Source organism: Catenuloplanes niger (assembly GCF_031458255.1).
GTDB lineage: Bacteria > Actinomycetota > Actinomycetes > Mycobacteriales > Micromonosporaceae > Catenuloplanes > Catenuloplanes niger.
In genome coordinates this window covers 798528-820219 of sequence record NZ_JAVDYC010000001.1, presented here as the reverse complement: position 1 = coordinate 820219, position 21692 = coordinate 798528, and the positions used below count along the sequence as shown (strand labels likewise).

19 protein-coding genes are annotated in these 21692 nt (G+C 72.6%); 14 read left to right on the top strand and 5 right to left on the bottom strand.

The window, feature by feature from the left end:
- Positions 1 to 275 precede the first annotated feature (275 nt).
- The 5 genes from J2S44_RS03600 to J2S44_RS03580 all read left to right on the top strand — a co-directional run bounded on the left by J2S44_RS03600 (position 276) and on the right by J2S44_RS03580 (position 4573).
- Positions 276 to 1562, top strand: coding sequence for an extracellular solute-binding protein (locus J2S44_RS03600; RefSeq protein WP_310429464.1), 1287 nt, complete (start codon positions 276 to 278; stop codon positions 1560 to 1562).
- 6 nt (positions 1563 to 1568) lie between these two features.
- The gene (locus tag J2S44_RS03595; RefSeq protein WP_310408988.1) at positions 1569 to 2534 is read left to right on the top strand and encodes a carbohydrate ABC transporter permease; all 966 of its coding nucleotides are present in this window, start codon (positions 1569 to 1571) and stop codon (positions 2532 to 2534) included.
- Positions 2531 to 3358 carry a carbohydrate ABC transporter permease gene (locus tag J2S44_RS03590; RefSeq protein WP_310408987.1) on the top strand — a complete coding sequence of 276 codons (828 nt, stop codon included), beginning with the start codon at positions 2531 to 2533 and terminating at the stop codon, positions 3356 to 3358. The genes J2S44_RS03595 and J2S44_RS03590 overlap by 4 nt, the downstream gene beginning before the upstream one ends.
- A 66-nt stretch (positions 3359 to 3424) precedes the next feature.
- On the top strand, positions 3425 to 3880 hold the full coding sequence (locus tag J2S44_RS03585; RefSeq protein WP_310408985.1) for a nuclear transport factor 2 family protein: 456 nt from the start codon (positions 3425 to 3427) through the stop codon (positions 3878 to 3880).
- 105 nt (positions 3881 to 3985) lie between these two features.
- Positions 3986 to 4573 (top strand): TetR/AcrR family transcriptional regulator, encoded by a 588-nt coding sequence (locus J2S44_RS03580; RefSeq protein WP_310408984.1) that lies wholly within the window; start codon positions 3986 to 3988, stop codon positions 4571 to 4573.
- 49 nt (positions 4574 to 4622) lie between these two features.
- On the opposite strand, the gene J2S44_RS03575 is transcribed toward J2S44_RS03580, so the two are convergent.
- Complete coding sequence (locus J2S44_RS03575; RefSeq protein WP_310408982.1) at positions 4623 to 5816, bottom strand: glycosyl hydrolase family 18 protein; 1194 nt, start codon at positions 5814 to 5816, stop codon at positions 4623 to 4625.
- 225 nt (positions 5817 to 6041) lie between these two features.
- Here J2S44_RS03575 and J2S44_RS03570 point away from each other — a divergent pair, with 225 nt between their 5' ends.
- Positions 6042 to 6728 (top strand): response regulator transcription factor, encoded by a 687-nt coding sequence (locus tag J2S44_RS03570; protein WP_310408981.1) that lies wholly within the window; start codon positions 6042 to 6044, stop codon positions 6726 to 6728.
- Positions 6728 to 8488, top strand: a complete 1761-nt coding sequence (locus J2S44_RS03565) for a sensor histidine kinase (protein WP_310408980.1) — start codon at positions 6728 to 6730, stop codon at positions 8486 to 8488. Before J2S44_RS03570 ends, J2S44_RS03565 begins: the two co-directional genes overlap by 1 nt.
- Here the strand turns inward: J2S44_RS03565 and J2S44_RS03560 are convergent.
- The gene (locus tag J2S44_RS03560; protein WP_310408979.1) at positions 8472 to 9029 is read right to left on the bottom strand and encodes a hypothetical protein; all 558 of its coding nucleotides are present in this window, start codon (positions 9027 to 9029) and stop codon (positions 8472 to 8474) included. The two genes, J2S44_RS03565 and J2S44_RS03560, sit on opposite strands and share 17 nt — an antisense overlap.
- Before the next feature lie 16 nt (positions 9030 to 9045).
- Between J2S44_RS03560 and J2S44_RS03555 the strand changes: the two genes are divergently transcribed.
- From J2S44_RS03555 to J2S44_RS03545, 3 genes are read left to right on the top strand one after another with little or no spacing between them, the layout of a single operon-like run.
- Entirely contained in the window at positions 9046 to 9654 is a 609-nt protein-coding gene (locus tag J2S44_RS03555) for a WD40 repeat domain-containing protein (protein WP_310408977.1), read from the top strand.
- A 44-nt stretch (positions 9655 to 9698) separates the two neighbouring features.
- Positions 9699 to 11117 (top strand): amidohydrolase family protein, encoded by a 1419-nt coding sequence (locus J2S44_RS03550; RefSeq protein ID WP_310408976.1) that lies wholly within the window; start codon positions 9699 to 9701, stop codon positions 11115 to 11117.
- A gap of 24 nt (positions 11118 to 11141) precedes the next feature.
- Positions 11142 to 11783 carry a hypothetical protein gene (locus J2S44_RS03545; protein ID WP_310408974.1) on the top strand — a complete coding sequence of 214 codons (642 nt, stop codon included), beginning with the start codon at positions 11142 to 11144 and terminating at the stop codon, positions 11781 to 11783.
- Positions 11784 to 11836: 53 nt separating this feature from the next.
- Here J2S44_RS03545 and J2S44_RS03540 read toward each other — a convergent pair whose 3' ends face one another.
- A complete protein-coding gene (locus J2S44_RS03540) occupies positions 11837 to 12025 on the bottom strand; it encodes a hypothetical protein (protein WP_310408972.1) in 189 nt (62 codons plus the stop codon).
- Positions 12026 to 12187: 162 nt separating this feature from the next.
- On the opposite strand from J2S44_RS03540, the gene J2S44_RS03535 reads away from it, so the two are divergent.
- The 3 genes from J2S44_RS03535 (at position 12188) to J2S44_RS03525 (ending at position 18646) form a co-directional block, all read left to right on the top strand.
- Positions 12188 to 13414 (top strand): TetR/AcrR family transcriptional regulator, encoded by a 1227-nt coding sequence (locus J2S44_RS03535; RefSeq protein ID WP_310408970.1) that lies wholly within the window; start codon positions 12188 to 12190, stop codon positions 13412 to 13414.
- Positions 13415 to 13889: 475 nt separating this feature from the next.
- Positions 13890 to 17237: a 3-keto-alpha-glucoside-1,2-lyase-like domain-containing protein gene (locus tag J2S44_RS03530; protein WP_310408968.1), complete on the top strand. Its 3348-nt coding sequence runs from the start codon at positions 13890 to 13892 to the stop codon at positions 17235 to 17237.
- Positions 17238 to 17431: 194 nt separating this feature from the next.
- A complete protein-coding gene (locus tag J2S44_RS03525) occupies positions 17432 to 18646 on the top strand; it encodes an oxygenase MpaB family protein (protein ID WP_310408967.1) in 1215 nt (404 codons plus the stop codon).
- An 81-nt stretch (positions 18647 to 18727) separates the two neighbouring features.
- Here the strand turns inward: J2S44_RS03525 and J2S44_RS03520 are convergent, their stop codons facing one another.
- Positions 18728 to 19624 carry a helix-turn-helix transcriptional regulator gene (locus J2S44_RS03520; protein ID WP_310408965.1) on the bottom strand — a complete coding sequence of 299 codons (897 nt, stop codon included), beginning with the start codon at positions 19622 to 19624 and terminating at the stop codon, positions 18728 to 18730.
- 95 nt (positions 19625 to 19719) lie between these two features.
- Between J2S44_RS03520 and J2S44_RS03515 the strand changes: the two genes are divergently transcribed.
- Positions 19720 to 20661, top strand: coding sequence for an alpha/beta fold hydrolase (locus J2S44_RS03515; RefSeq protein ID WP_310408963.1), 942 nt, complete (start codon positions 19720 to 19722; stop codon positions 20659 to 20661).
- 160 nt (positions 20662 to 20821) lie between these two features.
- Here J2S44_RS03515 and J2S44_RS03510 read toward each other — a convergent pair whose 3' ends face one another.
- Positions 20822 to 21622, bottom strand: coding sequence for a hypothetical protein (locus J2S44_RS03510; RefSeq protein WP_310408962.1), 801 nt, complete (start codon positions 21620 to 21622; stop codon positions 20822 to 20824).
- Between the last annotated feature and the right edge of the window lie 70 nt (positions 21623 to 21692).

Genomic DNA, 21692 nt, shown 5'->3' with positions numbered 1-21692 from the left:
GGCCCGGAAATCCAAAACTTTCGGTTTACGTACGGATTTGTTCGGCTGCGCGATTCGTGCACGGCGACTCCGGAGCGCTTCGCCGAATAAGTGTTATGACCGGCAAGATCCGCAGGTCGCACGCCGTTGGGCAGGACGATTCCTCCCCTTGACCCATCGATCACCGTCTCGTACCGTGCGATTGCAGCTTCGCAAATTCCGGTCGATGAGCGAAAGTTTCGGTGATCGCGAAACCGGCCGTTCCGATACACCCTTTCGGAAAGGGGTCCCTGGTGATGCGAATCAGTCGCAGGTCGTTGCTGGGCCTGGCCGGTGCCGGAGCCGCCGGGCTGGCGCTCGGCGGATGCGGTGCCGGTGACGGTGGGAGCGCGAGCGGGGGCGGGACGATCCGGTGGTGGCACATCGCCAACACCGATCCGATGCTCTCCGCGTGGGCGGACATGGCCCGCCGGTTCGAGGCCGCGAACCCCGGCGTGACCATCGAGATCACCGCGCTGGAGAACGAGGCGTTCAAGACCAAGCTGACCACGAACATCCAGGCCGGTGACCCGCCGGACATCTTCCACAGCTGGGGCGGTGGCGTCCTCGCCCAGCAGGTCGAGGCCGGCATGGTCAAGGACCTCACGGGCGACGTCGGCGGCTGGCGCGACCAGCTGATCCCGTCCGCGCTCGACGCCTACACCGTCGACGGCGCGGTGTACGCGTCCGCGGTGGACACCGGCATGGTCGGCTTCTGGTACAACAAGGAGCTCTTCGCCAGGGCCGGCGTCACGACGCCGCCGGTCACCTGGGCCGGTCTGCTGGACGCGGTCCGCAGGCTGAAGGGCACGGACGTCACGCCGATCGCGTTGGCCGGCAAGGAGAAGTGGCCGGGCCACTACTACTGGGCCTACCTGGCGCTGCGGATCGGCGGGCTGGACCTGATGCGACAGGCCGCGGCCGACAAGAGCTTCGCCGCGCCGGACTTCGTCACCGCCGGCACCCGGCTCGCGGAGCTGGTCGCGCTGCAGCCGTTCCAGACCGGCTTCCTCGCCGCGGGCTACTCCACCGCGGACGGGCAGGCCGCGACGATGGGCAACGGCAAGGCGGCGATGGAACTGATGGGTCAGTGGGCGCCGACCGTGCAGAAGGACTCCTCGGCCGGCAAGGCCGGGCTCGGCGACAAGCTCGGCTTCTTCCCGTTCCCCGCGGTCGACGGCGGCAAGGGGCGGATCACCGACGCGTTCGGCGGCGGCGGCGGGTTCGCGGTCGGCCGGAACGCGCCGGACACGGCGATCGAGTTCCTGCGGTTCATCGCCCAGCCGGACAACGCGCGCATCGAGGCGAGGACCGCCGGGGTGCTGCCGGTGGTGAAGGCCGCCCAGGACGCGGTCACCGACCCGAACCTGAAGAGCGTGGCGGACACGCTCGCCTCCTCGACCGGGTTCCAGCTCTACCTCGACCAGGCGTTCGCGCCCGCGGTCGGCCAGCAGGTCAACGACAGCGTGGCCGAGCTGCTGGCCGGCCAGGCCAGCCCGGAGGACGTGGCCGCGGCCATCACCACCGCGGCGAAGCAGGGCTGACGAACGGTGGTCATCATCGAACGGCGGCCGGCCGCACCGGCCCGGCCGCCGGTCCGTTCCCGGTCCCGGCGCCGTCGTCCCTGGCCGACCATCGTGCTGTTCCTCGCGCCCGCGCTGCTGCTGTTCGGGCTGCTCGTGCTCGCGCCGATCGTGGTCGCCGGGTACGCGAGCCTGTTCACCTGGAACGGCTTCGGCGTACCCACCCAGTTCGTGGGTCTGGAGAACTTCCGGCGGCTGCTCACCGACGAGATCTTCGCCGGCGACCTGCGGCGCACGCTGCTGCTGGTGACCCTGTCGATCGGCATCCAGCTGCCGTTCTCGCTGGTGCTGGCGATGCTGCTCAACCAGCCGCTGCGCGGGCGGCGGGCGTACCGGCTGGTGTTCTTCGCGCCGTACGTGCTGTCCGAAGTGGTCACCGCGGTGCTGTTCACCATGATCTTCTCGCCGAACCAGGGTTTGGCCAACCACATCACCCGGCTGATCGGTCTCGGCGACCTCGGCGCGACCTGGCTCGCCGACCCGGACACCGTGATGTACTCGCTGTTCCTGGTCATCTCGTGGAAGTACTTCGGCTTCCACACGCTGCTCTACCTGGCCGCCCGGCAGAGCATCCCGCCGGAACTGCACGACGCGGCCGCGACCGACGGCGCGGGCCCGTGGCGCGCGTTCCGCCACATCACGCTGCCGCTGCTCGGGCCAACCATCCGGATCAGCGTGTTCCTGTCCGTGCTCGGCACGGTCCAGCTCTTCGACATGGTCTGGGTGCTCACCGGCGGCGGGCCGATCCGCTCCTCGGAGACGCTCGCGGTGACCATGTTCCAGGAGGGGTTCAAGCGGTTCCACGTCGGCTACGCGAGCGCGATCAGCATGGCCATCTTCCTGATCAGTCTCTTCTTCGGCCTGCTCTACCAGCGTTTCGTCCTGCGCCGCGACCTCGAGGGCGCGGTCACCACGATGGGAGACCGGCGATGAGCGCACGCGCGGCCCGGCACGGCGCGCTGCACCTGGCCAGCATCCTGGTGGGCGCGGCCATCGTGGTGCCGATCGTGTTCGGCGTGCTGGGTGGCTTCAAGGACAACGGCCAGCTGTTCACGAACCCGTTCGGCCTGCCCGATCCGTGGATCCCCGGCAACTACACCGACATCCTCGGCTCCGGCGCGTTCTGGCGGCAGGCCGGCAACAGCGTCGGCATCGCGATCGCCACCACCGTGGGCGTGGTCGGGATCGGCGCGATGGCCGCGTACATCTTCGCGCGGTACGCGTTCCCCGGCCGGGAGACGCTGTTCACCGTCTTCGCGATCGGCCTGATGTTCCCGTTCGCGGTGGCGATCCTGCCGCTGTTCGTGCTGCTGCGCGAGATGGGCCTGCTCGGCAATCCGCTCGGCGTGGTGCTGCCGCAGATCGCGTTCGGCCTGCCGGTCACCATCGTGGTCCTGCGCGGCTTCTTCCGCGGCATCCCGCCCGAGGTCGAGGAGTCCGCGGTGCTCGACGGCGCCGGCCCGGTCCGGTTCTTCTGGCGCATCCTGCTGCCGATGTCCCGTCCGGCGCTCGGCACGGTCTCGGTCCTCGCGGTCGTCGGCAGCTGGAACAACTACCTGCTGCCACTGATCGTCTTCAACGACTCACGCTGGTGGACGCTGCCGCTCGGCGTCCAGCAGTTCCAGTCCCAGTACTCGGCCGACACCGCCCGCATCCTCGCCTACGTCACGCTCGCGATGATCCCGGCCCTGCTCTGCTACGCCTTCGCGGAACGTCAGCTGGTCGGCGGCCTCACCAGCGGCATCGGCAAGGGGTGACCCTTCCTTTTCGCGACAGTCTGTCGTAATCTTTTGCGACAGACTGTCGCATAAACGGAGGACCGCATGGACGATCGCGCCGCGCTCATCGAGCTGATGGGCCGATACGCCGACATCGCCGACCTGAAGGAGTTCACCGACCTGCCCGGCCGCGTCCTCACCGACCCGGTCGCGGTCGACTTCGAGTCCGTCGCCGGGATCCCGCCGATGACCGTGCCGCTCGACGACTACACCGGCGTCCTGCGGTCCTCGTTCGCCGCGTTCGCCGCGACCCACCACGTCATCACCGGCCACGTCGTCGAGATCGACGGCGACCGGGCGACCATTCACGCACACGTGCGCGCCGAGCACTGGCTGCCGGCCGGGACCGCCGGCGACGGGCCGGACCGATGGCTGGTGGCCGGGTTCTACGACAACGAGGCGATCCGCACGGCCGGTGGCTGGCGCCTGAGCCGGGTTCGCCTGACCGCCACCCACCAGGAGAACGCGCACCTCTCGCGCGCCGCCGTCCGGACCGGCTGACACCGGCGCGGCGCCGCGAGGGGCACTGCGGCCCAGGATCTTCTGTGTTCTGATCCTCGGGGGCCGCGGCCGGGCCGCGGGACGCCGGTGGGGGAGGATGGCCGGATGCCGCGGATCAGGGGAGCCAGCATCGGGGAGCACCACGAGATGGTGTGGGCCGGGCTGGCCGAGGCGACGCGGGAGCTGCTGCGCGAACGCGACTACGACTCGATCACCATGGGCCACATCGGGGCCCGGGCCGGGCTCGCCCGCAACACGCTCTACAACTACGCCCGGGACCGGAGCGCGCTGATCGTGGCGCTGACCGAGCGGATCGCCCGGCCCACGGCGGAGCGGGTGGCCGGCATCGCCGCCCGGTCGGCGGATCCGGCGGCCGAACGGCTGCGGGAGATCGTCGAGGTGGTGCTGGCGGCGTTGACGGACCCGGTGCTGCAGCTGATGTTCCGGCCGGTGGGGACGGTCGTGCCGAAGGGGCCGGACAGCCCGTTCCAGGCGATCGTGACCGAGGTGGAGCGGGTCGTGCGGGACGGGATCGCGCGGGGCGAGTTCCGCGACGTCGGCGACGTGCCGCTCACGGTGGAGCTGCTGTCCGGCGTGCTGCGGGCCGGTGCCGAGCGGGCCGGCCGGGAGCCGTCCGCCGTCCCGGACGTCAGCCGCGCCGCCTCGGACGTCATCCTCGCGTCGCTGACCTGACGGCGGGCCGCCGGGGGCACGGTGTACCCCCGGCGGCCCGCGGCCGGTTCTAGAATCCGGCGCTGACCTTGGTGAAGGCCCAGTCGGACTGCGCGATGCCGCTGCAGTCGGAGACGACGCCGCCGCCGGGGCAGCCGCGGTCGCGGTTGACGGCCCAGAACGTGAAGCGGGCGAAGTTGTTGGCGCGGGCGTAGTCGCGGATCCGGGTCCAGCTCTCGACCGTGGTCAGCTCCTGCTGGTCGGAGAGGCCGTTCATGCCGGAGATGCCCATGTGCGTGTACGCCTGCGCGTCGGTCCAGCCGAACGTGGCCGTGAGCTGCTTCTTCAGGCCCTCGGACGCGCCGACCGTGCTGGCGTACATGTCCGCGCCGCCGCCGAAGTCGAACGGCATCTGGGTGAAGACGTCGATGTTCGCGCCGAGCGCCTTGGCCTGGTTGATCAGGCGGATGCCGTGCGCGTTCGGGCCGGCCGGCGTGGTGCCGAAGGTCAGGATCGTCGTCACGCCCGGGTTGTTCCGCTTGATGATCTTCAGGGCGCCGAGGATGCGGTCCTGGACCACGTAGTTCTCGAACTCGTCGGTGTTCTCGATGTCGATGTCGATGGCCTTCAGGCCGAAGGCGTTGATGACCTTCTGGTACGCGCCGGCGAGCGCCTCCGGCGTGGCGCAGTTCGGGCCGAGCTTGTTGCCGCTCCAGCCGCCGATCGACGGGACGACGCTGCCGCCGGCCGCCTGGATCGCCGCGATCGTGCTCGCGTGCACGCCGCCGGTCAGCCCGCTCTCCCCGTCCCAGACCGGGTTGCAGCCGTTGGCCAGCACGAACGCGATGGTGAACGCCTTGATCCCGGTCGCGTTCATCACGGTCGCCGGCGCCGGCGGGTTGCCCCAGCCGGGGTAGATGTACGGCGCGGACGCCATCTTGGTGCCGGTCGCCGGCGGCGGCGTGCCCGGACCGGTCGGCGGTGGCGTGGTCGGCGGGGCGACGGTGCCGCACGCGCCGCCGTCGGCCCAGACGCCCCACTGGCCGCCGGCGCCCGGGATCTCGTTCTGGGTCCACCACCTCGCGGTGTAGTTGCGCGACGCGTGGGAGACCGTGTTGTCCTTGACGTAGACGGCGGACGCGCTCCAGGCGGGGGCGCAGGCCACCGCGGCGGAGGCGCCCGGGGCGAGCGTGACCGACGCCGCGATCGCGGTACCGGCCAGGGCGGTGGCGATCGCGGCGACGAACGAACGGCGGAGTGACATGGCGGACCATCCAGTGGAGCCGGAGGTATTGGGGTTCGCCAATTATTAGGACTGTTAACAGATCCGGTCCAGGGGGCGCCGCCCTAAACTTATTTAGGGTTCAGGCGACGGCCGGCGCGGCCGTGCATGCGAGCTCTCATCGCGGCGAGTGGTCAGGAACCTGTTAGCGGGCGACAACGATCGGCACGGCGAAATCGGCGGCGCGATCTGCCTATAGTGCGCGGCGTGTGTGCATATGTGCTGGTCGCCGAGGACGACGAGCGTCAGGCCGAGGTGCTGCGCCAATACCTGGAGGCCGACGGCCACCGGGTGGGTGTGGTGCACGACGGGCGGGCCGCGCTCGACCGGGCGCTGCGGACCGGCCCCGACCTGATCGTGCTGGACGTGATGCTGCCGCTGGTCAGCGGTTTGCAGGTGTGCCGGCGGCTGCGGCAGGAGTCGTCCGTGCCGGTGCTGATGCTGACCGCCCGCACCGAGGAGGAGGACCAGCTGGTCGGCCTGGAGCTCGGCGCGGACGACTATCTGGCGAAGCCGTACAGCCCGCGCGTGCTGATGGCCCGCGTCCGCGGCCTGCTGCGCCGCTCGGCGGCCACCCCGAACCCGGCCGGACCGCGCCGGATCGGGCCGCTGGTCGTCGATCCCGGGCGTCACGAGGTGTCCCGGGACGGCCGGCGGATCGAGTGCACGCGCGCCGAGTTCGCGATCCTCGAGGCGATGAGCGAGCAGCCGGAGCGCGTCTTCACCCGCAACCAGCTGCTGGCCGTGGCGAACGGGCTGGACCGGAACGCCACCCGGCGGGCGATCGACGTGCACGTCCTCAACCTGCGTCGCAAGATCGAGGTCGACTCACGGCGGCCGGAGCTGCTGGTCACCGTGTACGGCGTCGGCTACAAGCTCACCGGCGGCACCTGATGGGCGTGCCGCTGCACCGCAGCATCCTGGTCCGGCTGCTGGCCACGTCGACGCTGGTGGCGGTGTGCGCGGTGGTCGGCACCGCCTGGCTCGCGGTGCAGACCACCACCCGGGCCATCCAGCAGCAGCAGGGCCGGTCGCTCGCCGAGGACCAGGCCGTCTACGGCGAGGTGCTGGGCTTCGCGGCCACGCACCGCTCCTGGGACGGCGTCGACGCGCTGCTGCGCCGGCTGGCCGAGCGGACCGGGCACCGGATCGCCCTCCACACCGAGGACCGGCAGCCGATCGCCGAGTCGGCGCCGGGACCCGCGCCGGCCGCCGGCCCGCCGACCGCCACGGTGGACCCGCTCCGGGTGAACGGCGCCCGGGAGATCGACCCGCGGGCCACCGGCCCCTACCGGCTGCCGGACGACGAACGCCAGCGGCTGCGCGAGCAGGCGCAGGCGATCGCCGACTGCGTCGCCGAGCTCGGCGTGCCGGTGCGGACCTCCGAACGGCCGACCGGCCGCACCGACCTGGTGGTGCCCGCCGACGCGGTCCACCGGTTGCCCGACCGCTGTGCACCGGCGGAGCTCGAACCGCCCACCCCGACCGAGAAGGCCGCGCTCGGCGAGCTGGCCACGCGCGTGCTCGGCTGCCTCGGCGACGACCCGGCCCGGCCGGAGATCGACCTGTACATCTCGGTGGACTTCACCACCGACTACCGCACGGCCACCGGGCGGACCGTCGCCGAGCGGGACATCGCGGACTGCGTGGCGCAGGGGCGCGAGGAGCAGTTGCGCCCGCACACGGCGCCGCCCGCGCTGCTGTTCATCACCGATCCGGCCGCCGGCACCCGGCCCGAGGTCTTCAGCCTCTCCCGCGACAACCTGGTGCGGATCACGCTGGTCACCGGCGCGGTGCTGGCGGTGACCGTGGCGGTCACGGTGCTGGCCGGGCTGCGCCTGGTCCGGCCGCTGCGGGCGCTCACCGAGGCGGCCGGCGCGCCGCTGTCCGCCCGGCCGATGCCGGTCACCGGCCGCGACGAGATCGGCAGGCTGGCCACCGTGCTCAACGATCTGGCCGACCGCCGGGAGCGCGCGGAACGGCAGCGGAAAGAGATGATCAACGACATCGCGCACGAGCTGCGCAACCCGATGACGAACATCCGCAGCTGGCTGGAGGCGGCCGAGGACGGCGTCACGCCCGCGGACGCGCGCCTGCTCGCGCTGCTGCTGGACGAGACGTCACAGCTGTCCCGGATCCTCGACGACCTGCGCGACCTGGCCGCCGCGGACGCCGGCACGCTGCGCATCCACCCGGAGCCGATCCGGCTCGGCGACGTGCTCGGCCCGGCCGCGGACGCCCATCGCGGCGCGGCGGAGAACGGCGGCGTGCGGCTGCGTACCGGCTTCGACCCGGAGATGACGATCGTCGCCGACCCGGTGCGGATGCGCCAGGTGACCGGCAACCTGCTCTCCAACGCGATCCGGCACACGCCACCCGGCGGTACGGTCGCGCTCCGGGCCGGCCCGGTCGGCACCGATCTGGTCGTCATGGTCACCGACACCGGCACCGGCATCGCGCCGGCGGACCTGCCGCACGTGTTCGACCGGTTCTGGCGGGCCGACCCCTCCCGCCGGCGGGGCACCGGCGGGAGCGGCCTCGGCCTGGCCATCGTCCGCGACCTGGTCGGCGCGCATCACGGCAGTGTGGACGCGGTCAGCGCGCTCGGCAGCGGCACCACCGTGACGGTGCGGATCCCTATTCGTACAGCTTGATCCGGTCGGCGAACACCTGCCGCCGGCACTCCTCCTCGACCTCGTACGCGGCGTTCGCCGAGTCGTTGCCGCCGTAGGCGATGTACCAGGTGGTCTCCTGCTTCAGCTCCGCGTGCGGATGCCCGTTCCGCTGGACGCAGGCGACCACCTCCCGCATCAGGTCCGGATACTCCGGGTTGGTCCGCTCCTCGACGACGGTCCAGTGCTCCGGCTCCAGGTGCGCGCACGCCTCCGACGCGGCGGTCAGCACCGCGTCGTCGACCGGCGCGATCGACTGCCGGTCGCCGGCCGTCGCACCCTGCCGGTTCGGGACGCCGTGCTCGGCCATGCACGCCCACATTGCGTCGTCCTGCCGCCAGATCTCCTCGACGGTCATGTCCGGCCGGATGATCGGGCGGTTCCCGGCCGTCGGCGACGCCGCCGCACCGGGGGTCCGCAGCGTCACCACGCCGTCCCCGGCCGGGCCCGGCTCCGGCTGACCACCGCACGCGGACACGGCCAGCACCGCGGCCGCCGCCACGCACACGCTTCTCATTCGCATGCGGACAACCGTGGCGGTGGCTTGTCAGCGACCGGTTAGCGTTCCCCAACGGCTGCGGCTCGTCGACCTGACCACCGGGGAGATCCGCGCGGACGTGCCGCTGGACCCCGGGTACGCCACCCTGGCCGTCGCGCCGGTGTTCCTCACCCACCGCGGCCGGCCCGTGGTCGCGGTCGCCGGCACCGACGTCCCGGGCCCGATCGTGCTGTTCGACGCCGCCACCGGCGAACGGCAGGACACCACGTTCAGCCTCGACTCCGGCACCGCGTCCGTGCTGGCCACCGGCCGGATCGAGGGCCGCGAGGTGCTGGCCGCCGGCGGCGACTTCGACGGCGTGCGGATCTGGGACGCGGACACCGGCGCGCAACTGCTCAACCTCACCCCGGAGGGCTTCCGCGTCCGGGCGATCGCGCTCGGCGAGCGCCACGGCCGCCCGGTCGTCGCGACCGCCACCGAGCAGTACGGCCGGGTGCAGGTCTTCGACGCGATCAACGGGCAGCCGGTCGGCCGGGCCGTGGACATCGGCCGCCGCTGGCCGCCGCTGGTCGTCACGTCGCTGCGGGTCACCCGGTTCCGCGACGACACGGCGGTGCTGGCCGCGCCGCCTCGTCTATGGATCGTCTAGGGCCTTGTAAGGATCCTGCAAGTGCGGCGCGGCACGCTGGCCGCATGAACGACACTGCTCCCACCCCCGGCCGGCCGTACGTCATCCGCGGCGGCACCGTCATGTCGATGGACCCGGCCGTCGGCGACTTCGAGAGCGCCGACGTGCTGGTCGACGGCGGGCGGATCGTCGCGGTCGGGCCCGGCGTCGACGCACCGGACGCGGACGTGATCGACGCGCGCGGCCGGGTCGTCATGCCCGGCTTCGTCGACACCCACCATCACCTGTTCGAGACGGCGCTGCGCTCGTACCTGCCGAACGGCCTGCTGATCAACGACGGGTCCGGCTCGCCGAGCGCGGACCCGTCCTACATGGAGCACATCATCGGCCGGTTCGCCCCGGTGTACCGGCCGCAGGACGTCTACATCAGCATGCTGTACGGGCGGCTGTCCCAGCTCGACGCGGGCGTCACCACCGTGCTCGACACCTCGCAGATCCACCACACGCCCGAGCACAGCGACGCCGCGGTCGCGGCGCTGACCGACGCGGGTGCCCGGTCCGTGGCCGGCTACTGGGCCGGTGACGGCCGTCCCGGCTCGCGGTTCCCGGAGGACGCCCGCCGGCTGCGGGATGCGTACTTCACCGGCGACGGGCTGCTGACCATGGCGATGGGTGGCGAGATCATGGGCGGCATCGACGCGTACGCCCCGGTCTGGACGCTCGCGCGCGAGCTGGACGTGCCGATCGCCGCGCACGCGCTCGGCTTCATGATGGAGCCGATCATGCAGGGCCTGGCCCGCGGTGACCGGGGCGTCGGGCTCGGCCCGGACGTGCTGTTCATCCACATGGTCGAGGTCTCCGACGCGGTGTGGCAGTCGGTCCGCGACGCCGGTGTGCGGGTCTCGCTCGCGGTGCCGATCGAGATGTCCATGCGGCACGGCACCCCGCCGCTGCTCACCGCGCAGGCGCTCGGCATGGAACCGTCGCTGAGCTCCGACGTCGAGACCACGATGGCCGCGGACCCGTTCACGCTGATGCGCGCCACGCTGACGCTGCAGCGCATGCAGGTCCACGAGCGGGTCTTCGCGCAGCCGGGCCGTACGGCGGAGAACTTCTGGCCCACCCCGGCGCCGGGCACGCCGGAGCTGCTGCTCGACCGGGACGTGCTGCGCTTCGCCACCGTCAACGGCGCCGAGCACCTCGGGCTCGGCCACCGGACCGGCTCGCTGAGCCCGGGCAAGGAGGCGGACATCGTCATCCTGGACGCGACCGCGCTCAACGTGGCACCGATGAACAGCGCGCCCGGCGCCGTGGTGACGCTGATGGACCGGACGAACGTGGAGACCGTGATCGTCGGCGGCACGGTCCGGAAGTGGCGGGGCCGGCTGCTCGACGCGGACCTCGACCGGCTCCGCGGCGAACTGGAGGACTCCCGCGACCACCTGTTCACCGCCGCCGGCATCACGCGGAACCTGTTCGCCTGAGGTGATCGTGGGTATCCGGTCGTCATGACCTGGGGAGTGGACGGCGTCTTCGGCGGGCTCGCGCGACTGCGCGGCGGCAAACCCATACACACCACCGGCCGGGTGTACGAGGCCCGCCTGATCCGCCGCGGCGGCGGCCGGTGGGGCGTGCCGTGGCTGGACGAGCCGGGCGAGGACACCGGGGTGGTCCGCGTCTCCCGCGGCGCCGGACTGCCCCGGCCGCTGCCGGACGTGCTCGGCCTCGCGTTCGGCTTCACCACGCCGGACGGCGCCCGGCACGACCTGCTGCTGTCCACCGGCGGCACCGGCCGGGTGACCCGACACCTGCTGACCGTGCGGCGGGACCCGTTCCGTGGCGGGTACACGACCGTGTTCCCGTACCGGGCCGGGCGCCGCCGGGTGACGATCACGGCCCGGCCGCGCCCGGTCCGGCGCGGCGGGCCGCTGTTGCTGCTCTCCGCGGCCGGGCCGGGCGGCCGGGCCTGCGAGCTCGGGCTGCTGGTGCTGGGCGCGCCCGGCCCGGACGAGCCGATCACGTTCGACCCGGTGCTGCACCCGCTGCCCGGCCTGGTCCTGCCCGGCCCGATCGCGGCGCTGCGCGCGGACGCCTACCGGGGCGCCCGCGCCGGCCGCCGGTCCGGCGCCCGGCTCACGGCCGTGAGCTGACGGCTGACCGGCCGCGCGCACGGCTCACGTCCGTGGGTGCGGCCGGTCGTGGGTCACTCGGTCGGCGCGCCGCCGGTCTCGTCCGGCGTTTCCGCGTCGCGGGTGCGGGCGCGCATCTTCTCGACGAGGCTCTGCCGGCGCTGGGCCGCCTCGCTCTGGTTCGCGACGCGGCCGGCGAGCGTCGCCGAGTCCTTGCCGCGGCCGGACCGGCGCCCGAGAGAGTCACTGGGTTGTCTCACCATGTTCGTTGTCCTTTCCTCACCCCTCATTCTGCCGGTGCGCACCGGCGCGGTGTCCACGAACGTCCCCCGCGACGAAGCCGTGTCCCGCACGCAGCCACGACCGGTCCGTGCCCACCGGCGCGAGGATGAGGCGGGGCGGGGCCGCGTGATTGACTGTCGCGTATGACGTCCGCCGGGCCCGCCGCCGCCACCCGGCCGCACAACCGCAGGCAGCTCATCGTCGACGCGGCCGGCGCGGTGTTCAGCGAGCGCGGGTACCACGCGGCGTCGATGGAGGAGATCGCCGGTGGCGTCGGGATCAGCGCGGCCGCGCTCTACCGGCACTTCCCGAACAAGTACGCGCTGTTCGCCGCGTGCGCCGACGTCATGGTCGACGGCCTGGTCGCGGCGCTGGACACGGTGCCGCCGGACGCTTCCCTGCGGGACCTGCTGGCCGCGCTGGTCCGGGTCACGGTCGCGCACCGCGCGTCCGGCGGCCTATACCGGTGGGAGGCCCGCTACCTCGCCCGGGACGACCGGCGGCGCCTGCGCGCGAAGTTCGCGCACGTCGTGGACCGGGTGACCGAGGCGGTACACCGGGCCGCCCCGCTGCCGGAGCCGCGCCTGCGGGCCGTGGCCGCGCTCGGCGCGATCGGCTCGGTCACCATGCACCACACCTCGATCGCGCCGCGCCGGATCGAGGAGCTGGTGCTGGCGTCCGCGACGCGCGTGGCCACCACCGATCCGGCGTCGGCCGCCGGCAGCGCGGCCCGGGTCGAGCTGCCCGGCCGGCCGGTGCCGCGCACCCGGCGCGCCGAGATCCTGGCCGCGGCCGTGCCGCTGTTCGCCCGGGACGGGTTCGCGAACGTCACGAACGGCCAGATCGCCCAGGCGGTCGGCCTGGCCCCGTCCGCGATCTACCGGCACTACCCCGGCAAGGTCGACATCCTGGTCGCCGCCTGCCTGCAGGCGGCCGGCCTGCTCGCCCAGGCGGTCGACCGCGGCCCGCGCTCGCCGGCCGGCCCGCGCTCGCCGGCCGGCCCGCGCTCGCCGGCCGGCCCGCACACGGCGGCCGGCCCGCACACGGCGGTCGGCCCGCACACGGCGCTGGTCGCGGCCTACGTCGCCTACAGCTTCGAGCACAACGCCCTCAACAGCGTGGCCGAGGCCGAGGTCCGCGGCCTGCCGGATGCCCTGCGCCGCCCGCTGATCATCGCTCAGCGCGAGCACATCGCGGTCTGGGAACACCAGATCCGCGCCGCCCGTCCCGGCCTGGACGCCCGCGCGGCCCGCGTGCTCACCCACGCGGCGTTCGGCGTCGTCGTCGAGGCCGGCCGCGCGCTGCGCTGGCACGACACCCCCGCCAACCGCGACACCGTCACCGCGCTCGCCGCCGGCGCGCTGAGCTGACCCGCACACCACGAAACCCCACCCCGCACACCACGAAACCCCGTTTCCCGCTTCCGGCGTGGTCGCGTCCCGAGTGCTCCCGCGGGCACCGGTCGTCGCCCAGGGGCTCCTCCCTGCCGGTCGGGCGGTCGGCCAACCCCGCACCCGCACGCGACGGAACGCCGCGGGCGCCGGGCCCGATCGGCCGCTCGGCCGGCTTCGACGCCGCGGTCGGTGCGGCGGCACGGTCGATGCGGCGGCGTGGTCCACCCCGCGAGCGTCCACGCACGACGGTGTCCGGCGCCGCGCACGTCGTGGTCGGGCCCGACGTACGCCCGTTTTCGGCGGTTCGGCGTAGTTCGGTAGCCGGTTGGCAACGCCGCGCGCCGTTACTGGAAACAAACTTTTAGATAATCGTGCGGAAGTTATGGACGCGTGAGCAAAAGGGGTCTAGCGTCCCGAGGCATCGATTTATGTCGAGGTCTGGGGTGGTCCGATGAAGACACGGATAGTGCTGCTCGCCGCCGCCACGCTCGCGGGACTGCTGCCCGCCTTACCGGCCGTCGCGGCCGACGTGCCACCGCAGGAGCCGGGAGTCACGCTGCGGACGTTCGATCTGCAGACGTCCCGTGACTCGCTCTGCACGCTCAAGCCCGGTCAGACGCCGAACGTGGACAAGCTGATGCCGACGATCAACTGGTCGGCCGCGGCGGATTTCGGCGTCGACAACTTCTTCCAGTCCGAGGTCATCGGAAACATCAACATCACCGCCGCGGGTACGTACGGTTTCCGGCTGACCAGCGACGACGGCTCGCGGCTGCTGATCGACGGCACGACCGTGATCAACAACGACGGCGCGCACGGGCCGACGCCGGTGGAGGGCACGGTCGCGCTGACCGCCGGCTACCACTCGCTGCACATCGACTACTTCGAGCGGGACGGTGGCCAGCAGCTCACGCTGGACTGGCGGCCGCCGGGCGCGACCGCGTTCGCCCCGGTGCCGACCGCGGCGCTGAGCACCGACTCGGGCGTGGTGCGGGTGACCGCGCCGGGCCGCAAGGAGTGCGAGAGCGCCGGCGACTCTCCCGGTGACGGGTTGCCGCTGACCGGCGTGCACCCCGGCTACACGCTGGCGAACCTGCGCCCGGCCGGGTTCCAGCCGCAGGTGAGCGCGATGGACTGGTTCCCGGACGGGCGGCTGGCGATCGCGACCTGGGGCGGCAGCGAGACGACGGCCGGCGAGGTCTACGTGCTCAGCGGTGTGACCGGCGCGAACCCGCAGGTCACCTACCGGCGGATCGCCACCGGGCTGCGCGAGCCGATGGGGCTGAAGATCGTCGACGGAAAGATCTACGTGTCGCAGAAGCACGAGTTGACCGAGCTGAACGACACGAACGGCGACGGCACGATCGACCAGTACCGGCGCGTGGCGACCTGGCCGTTCGACGGCAACTTCCACGAGTTCGCGTTCGGGCTGCTCTACCAGGACGGGTTCTTCTACCTGAACCTGTCCGTGTCGATCAACCTGGGCGGCGCGACCACGGACCCGCAGGGCTCGCCGAACCGGGGCACCACCGTGAAGATCAACCGCTCGACGGGCGCGGTGCAGTACATCGCGGGCGGGCTGCGTACCCCCAACGGCCTGAACTTGGGCCCGGAGGGCGACATCTTCGTGCTGGACAACCAGGGCGGCTGGCTGCCGTCGTCGAAGCTGGTGCAGGTCAAGCCGGACCGGTTCTTCGGCCACTACACCAACCCGGACGGGCCGTTCGACCTGCAGCCGGTCACCCAGCCGGTGCTGTGGCTGCCGCAGAACGAGATCGCCAATTCGCCGAGCACCCCGATCGTGGTCAACGGCGGGCCGTACGCGGGACAGATGCTCTTCGGTGACGTCACCTACGGCGGCATCCAGCGCGGGTTCCTGGAGAAGGTCGGCGGCCAGTACCAGGGCGCGGTGTTCCGGATGACGCAGGGCCTGGAGATGGGCGTGCTGCGGCTGAGCCAGGGCCCGGACGGCGCGCTCTACGTCGGCGGGCTCGGCGCGGGCGGCAACTGGGGGCAGGAGGGCAAACTCACCTACGGCCTGCAGAAGCTCATCCCGAACAACACCGGCGTCTTCGACATCAAGTCGATGAAGGCGATCGCGGACGGCTTCGAGCTGGAGTACACCCAGCCGGTCTCGGACGCGACCGCGGCGCAGCTGGCCGCGCGCTACCGGGCGAAGCAGTGGCGGTACGTGCCGACGCCGGCCTACGGCGGGCCGAAGGTGGACGAGGAGACGCTGCCCGTCACGTCCGCCACGCTGTCCGCGGACCGGCTGAAGGTGACGCTCAAGCTGGCCGGGCTCAAGCCGGGCCGGGTCGTGCACCTGCGCTCGCCGCGCCCGTTCACCTCCACGTCCAACCAGTCACTGTGGAGCACCGAGGCCTGGTACACGCTGAACAGCCTGGCCGACGGCACCACGCTGAAGTCCGGCCTGGTCGAGGCGGAGTGGTCCGGCCTGACCGGCAGCACGTCGGTCGCCACCGACCATCCCGGCTACACCGGCAGCGGTTTCGCCGCCGGGCACGGCGCGGCCGGATCCGCGACCACGTTCACCGTGAACGTGCAGACGGCCGGCGCGTACCCGGTCTCGCTGCGCTACAGCAACGGGCCGAACCCGTCCCAGGCGACCAAGACCATGAGTCTGTACGTGAACGGCGCGCGGGTCAGACAGGTCAGCCTGCCCAGCACCGCGAACTGGGACACCTGGGCGACGCTGGCCGACTCCGTGACGCTGCGGGCCGGTGCCAACACGGTCTCCTACCGCGTCGACACCGCGGACACCGGGCACGTCAACCTGGACAGCCTGACCGTCGGCGGCGCCACGGCCGCGGTGGCCGGCACCGGGACGATCACCGGGCTCGGCGGCAAGTGCCTGGACGTGGACAACGCGAGCATCGCGGACGGCGCCAAGGTGCAGCTCTACACGTGCAACAACTCGTCCGCGCAGAGCTGGACGCGGGAGGGCGACTCGTTGCGGGCGCTCGGAAAGTGCCTGGACGTGTCGAACTCCGGCACCGCGGACGGGACCCGGGTGCAGCTGTGGACCTGCAACAACAGCGCCGCGCAGGCGTGGCGGGCGCGGTCCGACGGCGCGCTGGTCAACCCGCAGTCCGGCAAGGTGCTCGACGTGGCCGGCGGCGCGACCGCGGACGGCACGCCGGTGCAGCTGTGGACGTGGTCGAACGTGGCGCAACAGCGCTGGACGCACAACGGGCCGAGCCGGGTCACGCTGTTCGACGGCGGCAACCTGGGCGCGTTCCGCAACGCGGACGGCAGCGCGGTGACCTGGCCGGTGTCCGGTGGTTCGGCCGAGGTGCTCGGCGGTGACATCCGGACCAAGCAGACGTACGGCGACTTCAAGCTGCACGTCGAGTTCTGGCTGCCGAACCTGCCGGCGAACGTGACCGGGCAGGCGCGCGCGAACAGCGGCATCTACCTGCAGGACCGGTACGAGTTGCAGGTGCTCGACTCGTACGGCAAGGCGGTGCCGGCCGCGGACGACGCCGGCGCGATCTACCTCAAGCGGGCGCCGTCGTCGAACGCCGCGACCGCGCCGGAGACGTGGCAGACGTACGACGTCACGTTCCGCGCGGCCCGCTGGAACGGGACCACGAAGACCGAGAACGCGCGGGTCACCGTGGTCTGGAACGGCGTGACCGTGCACAACGACGTGGCGATCGACGGGCCGACCGGCGCGGGCGCGGCGGAGAGCCCGGCCGCGCTGCCGGTCCGCCTCCAGGACCACGGCGATCCGGGCGCGAACGTCCGCTACCGCAACATCTGGATCGAACCGGCCTGACCGTCCACCGTCCACCGTCCGCTCGTCCTCCCGCCACCGGGAGGACGAGCGGACATTCGTGCTTGCCGATGATCTTAGGCGCCGCTATGTTAATTGAAAATCACATGACGGTGTCCGTGGTGACATGCGCGTCGCACCCTCGAAGACCGTTGTTCAACGGCGACATCCGGTCACTCAGGGAAGCAGGTAAGCGAATGGAGAATCTCAACCGTCGACGAATCCTCACCCTCGGCGCCGCGCTCGGCCTGGCCGGCGTGGCCGCCCCCTCGACCGCGTGGGCCTGGTCCTCCGCCGGCTCGATCACCGGGACGGACGCGGTCGACGACCCGTGGGGCGTCTGGGACGACGCCACCGATCCGCTGGTCGCGTCGCTGCTCACCCGCGGCGAGATCCCGGCCGTCAACGCCGCGATGGAGTCGTGGGTGCGCAACGGCGACCCGCTGCCCGCCGCGTTCCCGCCCGACCTCACCGCCTACCTCCAGCAGCACAACCGGCTGCCGGCCTGGGCCGACCCGGCGATCCTGCGCCGCGCCGCGCGGTTCAACGAGCGGATGGGGCTGTACCTGTTCCTGCTGTACGGGCTGGGCAGCGGCATCATGAGCACGGTCATCCCGCGGGAGGCGCGCAACGTCTACTGGTCCGAGGGCGGCGCCGACATGCAGGCGCGCGCGGCCAAGACGTTCACGTACGGCTACGACCTGAGCGCGACCGACGCGTTCACGCCGTCCGGGCACTTCGTGGTCACGTCCAACAAGACGCGGCTCACCCACGCGGCCGTGCGGCACCTGCTGCCGCAGTCGGCGCCGTGGCGGGCGGTCACCGACGACCAGGACTTCATCCCGATCAGCAACGGCGACATCCTGATCACGTTCCACAGTCTCGGCACGTTCGTCCACGGCAAGCTCAAGAGCTGGGGCATCCGGATGTCGGCCGCGGAGGAAGCGGCGTACCTGCACCAGTGGCAGGTCGCGCTGCACCTGCTCGGCGTGCGCGACGACTTCATCCCGGCGACCTGGGCCGCCGCGCACCAGCAGTCGCAGTACGCGTTGACGCCACTGCTCGCGCCGACCCCGGAGGGCGTCGACCTGGCCGAGATCCTGCTCGGGCTGACCGCGCAGATCGACCTCGGCGTCACCCGCGGCTTCCTCAACGAGTTCGTCCGCTACGTGCTCAGCGACCGGATCGGCGACTGGCTGGGCCTGCGGCGCGACCTGGTGGCCCGCGGCCTGATCCAGGTCGGCTGGCCGGCGTACGTGGCGTTCCGTGAGGGCCTGTCGCCGATCGTGCCGGAGGGCTTCGCCACCTTCGACCGGTTCGTGCGCGCGCTGGCGATGCTGTTCCTCAACAACGGCACCTCCCCGACGTACACCCCGATCACCATCCCCACCGGCAACCGGCCCGGCACCTGAGCGCAGCCCGGGATCGACGTCGCCCGCCTCCGGCACGGTACGGCCCACCTGCGCGACGCGGGCCGTACCGTGCCGATGTCGTCAGCCCGCGCCGCCGCTCGCCCGGTCCCGGTGCCGGAAACGCCCCGGCGCGATGCCGTAGTGCCGCCGGAAAGCGGCCGAGAAGCTGAACTCCGTGGCGTACCCGACGTGCTCCGCCACGGCGGCCAGCGGCAACTCGGTGTGGCGCAACAGGTGCGCGCCCTGCTCCAGCCGCCGGCGGGTGAGGTAGGCACCGGGACTCTCGTGCACCACGGCGGTGAACCGGCGGGTGAACGCGGCGCGCGACATCCGCGCCAGGTCGCTCAGCTCCCGCACGGTCCACGTCCGGTACGGCTCGTCCCGGACCACCTCGAGCACCCGTGCGATCTGCGGGTCGGGCGTCCGCCGCCAGGTCTCCTCGTCCCGCAGTCCCCGCCAGGCGCGCAGCAGGTGCACCAGCAGCAGGTCGACCACGGCCGCCAGCCCGATGTCGTCGCCCGGGCCGGCTCCGTCCGCGTGCGCGCCCAGGAGATCCGCCAGGACCGGCAGCTGGGGGTGGCGCCGCCCGTCGACGGTCAGCGTGATCACCTCCGGCAGGCCGGCCAGCGACTCGTGCACCCGCCCGCGGTCGAGGTGATAACAGCAGGAGACGAACTCGACCTCGAACGGGTCTCCGCCCGGCACCCACGTCCCGGTCTCGGACAGCGTGGGGAACGGGGCCGGGACGTGGCTGAAACCGTGCGGCGGCCCGTGCGGCACGAACACCGCGTCGCCGGCGCGCAGGAACACCGGCTCGCTCTCCCGGGGGATCAGCCAGAGCGAGCCCTGCCGGATCACGTGCAGACCGGAGCCGTTCACGGCCGGGAAGCGGGTGGCCCAGGCGCCGGCGTACCGGCTGCGGCGGGCCACGGCCCGGCCGGCCCGGGCACTGGCCACCACCTCGTTGATCAGGTCCATCGGGACGACCCTAGCCAACGCGGGTGGCAGAAATCGTATGCGGCCCGGCGCATCACGACATGGTCCCCGGCCGCCCGCCGAGATCCAATGAACGCATGTCAGCCAACGACACCGGCTCCGGTACGGGACCGCTCGCGCCGGGCACGCACGAACTCGGCATCGAGGGAGTACGGCAGGTCTACCACGTCGCCGGCCGCGGCCCGGTGTGTGTGGCCCACCCGGGCGGGCCCGGCCTGGACTGGGCCTACCTGCGTTCGCCGGAGCTCGAGGCACACTTCACGGTGGTGTACCCGGAGCCGGTCGGCACCGGCCGTTCCGGCCGGCCGCCCCGCCTCGGCCTGGACGTCCACGTGCGTTTCCTGGCCGCGCTGATCGCGCGTCTCGGCCGGCCGGTCCACCTCCTCGGCCATTCGTACGGCGGTTTCGTGACCCAGAGCTACGCGCTGGCGCATCCGGAGGCCCTGTCCGGGCTGGTGTTGTACTCCACGTCACCGCAGGCCGGGCCGGAGTTCTGGGCGGAGGGGACGGCCGCGCTGGACGCCCATCCACGACGTCATCCGGACGTGCCGGAGGCCGCGGACGTGCCGGAGGCGTTCCGGCGGGCGGTGACCGCCCCCGACGACGACAGCATGACCCGGGAGTTCGCGGCCGCGTTGCCGGCCTACTTCGCCGACTTCTATGCGAGGCGGCCCGACTTCGCCTCCTTCCGGGCCGCGATCCGGATGTCCAGGCAGGCCGCGAGCGCGCCGGATCCGGTGCCGTTCGACGTGACCGACCGGCTGAGCGAGATCACCGTACCCACGGTGGTGATCGTCGGGGAGCGGGACTTCCTGTGCGGTCCGCGCTGGGGCTCCCTGCTGGCCGACGGCATCCCCCGGGCCCGCCTGCACCTGCTGCGCGACAGCGGCCACTTCGCACACGTCGAACAGCCCGCCCCGTTCGCCGCCGCCGCGGCGTCCGTCCTGCGGGCCGCACCCGCACCGCCCCCGGCCGGCCGCGGTCCCAGCACGCGGAACCGGGTGTGCGGCGGTGCTTAGGCCCTGTATCGAAGTGGATGGCCGGACTGCGGCGCGGTCCAGGCGCCGCCCGGCCGCACGTCACAAAAGCCCACATACAACACCGGTATGAGGGCTTCCGCGCCGCGCACCCGGACAACACCTGGACCGCGCCTCGCTCCGACCCCAGTTCGTACAGGGCCTAGGCGCGGTTCTCCCAGCGCACGCTGCGGTAGTCGTAGGCCCGGGCGAAGCCCAGCCGCTCCAGGTTGCGCAGCGAGGTGTGCCGTTCGCCCGGCTCGGGCACGCTGGTCTCCGAGACCACCCACTCGCAGCCGGCCGCCCGGGCCGCCGTGACCCGGGCCGCGATCAGCGCGGACTGCGCGCCGCACCCGCGGTGGGAGGCGCGCGTGACGCCGCTCTTCAGCACGCCGGCCGGGCCGTGCGTGAACAACTGCGCGGCCGCGACCATCTCGTCGCCGTCCCAGGCCGCGAACCGGGAGCCGCGCGGGTCCCGGCCGGGGCCGGGCATCAGCTCGGCGAGGTGCGGCACCGGGTCCAGCGCGGACATGACGAGGTCGATCCAGTCCCGCTCCTCGGCCGCGGGCAGCGGGCCGACGCGCAGCGCGGTGCGGATCGGCGGCGGGACCGCGGTCGACCGGGTCACCTTGACCGAGTCCGGCAGCGGCACCAGGCCGCGCGCGGCGCACAGCTCCGCCCAGTCGGCCGGCAGCAGTGGCGGCGGGAGTTTCAGCACGGCGGCCGGCACCCCGGCCGCGCGGTAGACGTCGAGGATCCGGTCCAGCAGCCCGGCGGTGACCGGCGCCCCGAACCCCACCGCCCGGTTGAACATCGGAATGCCCGCGCGCACGGTCAGCACGGTGACGCCGTCGACCCGGGTCACGCCCAGGCCGAGCGTCTCGCGCAGTGCGACCGGCGCGTTCTCCGCGATCGCGGCGAGGAACGCGCCCTCCACCGCCTCACCGGCCGCCATCGGATCCATGATCCGGATGATGGCCGGTGCGACTGCTCACCGTCCAGCCCACCGGATGATCACCGCGCGGGCCGGGGCG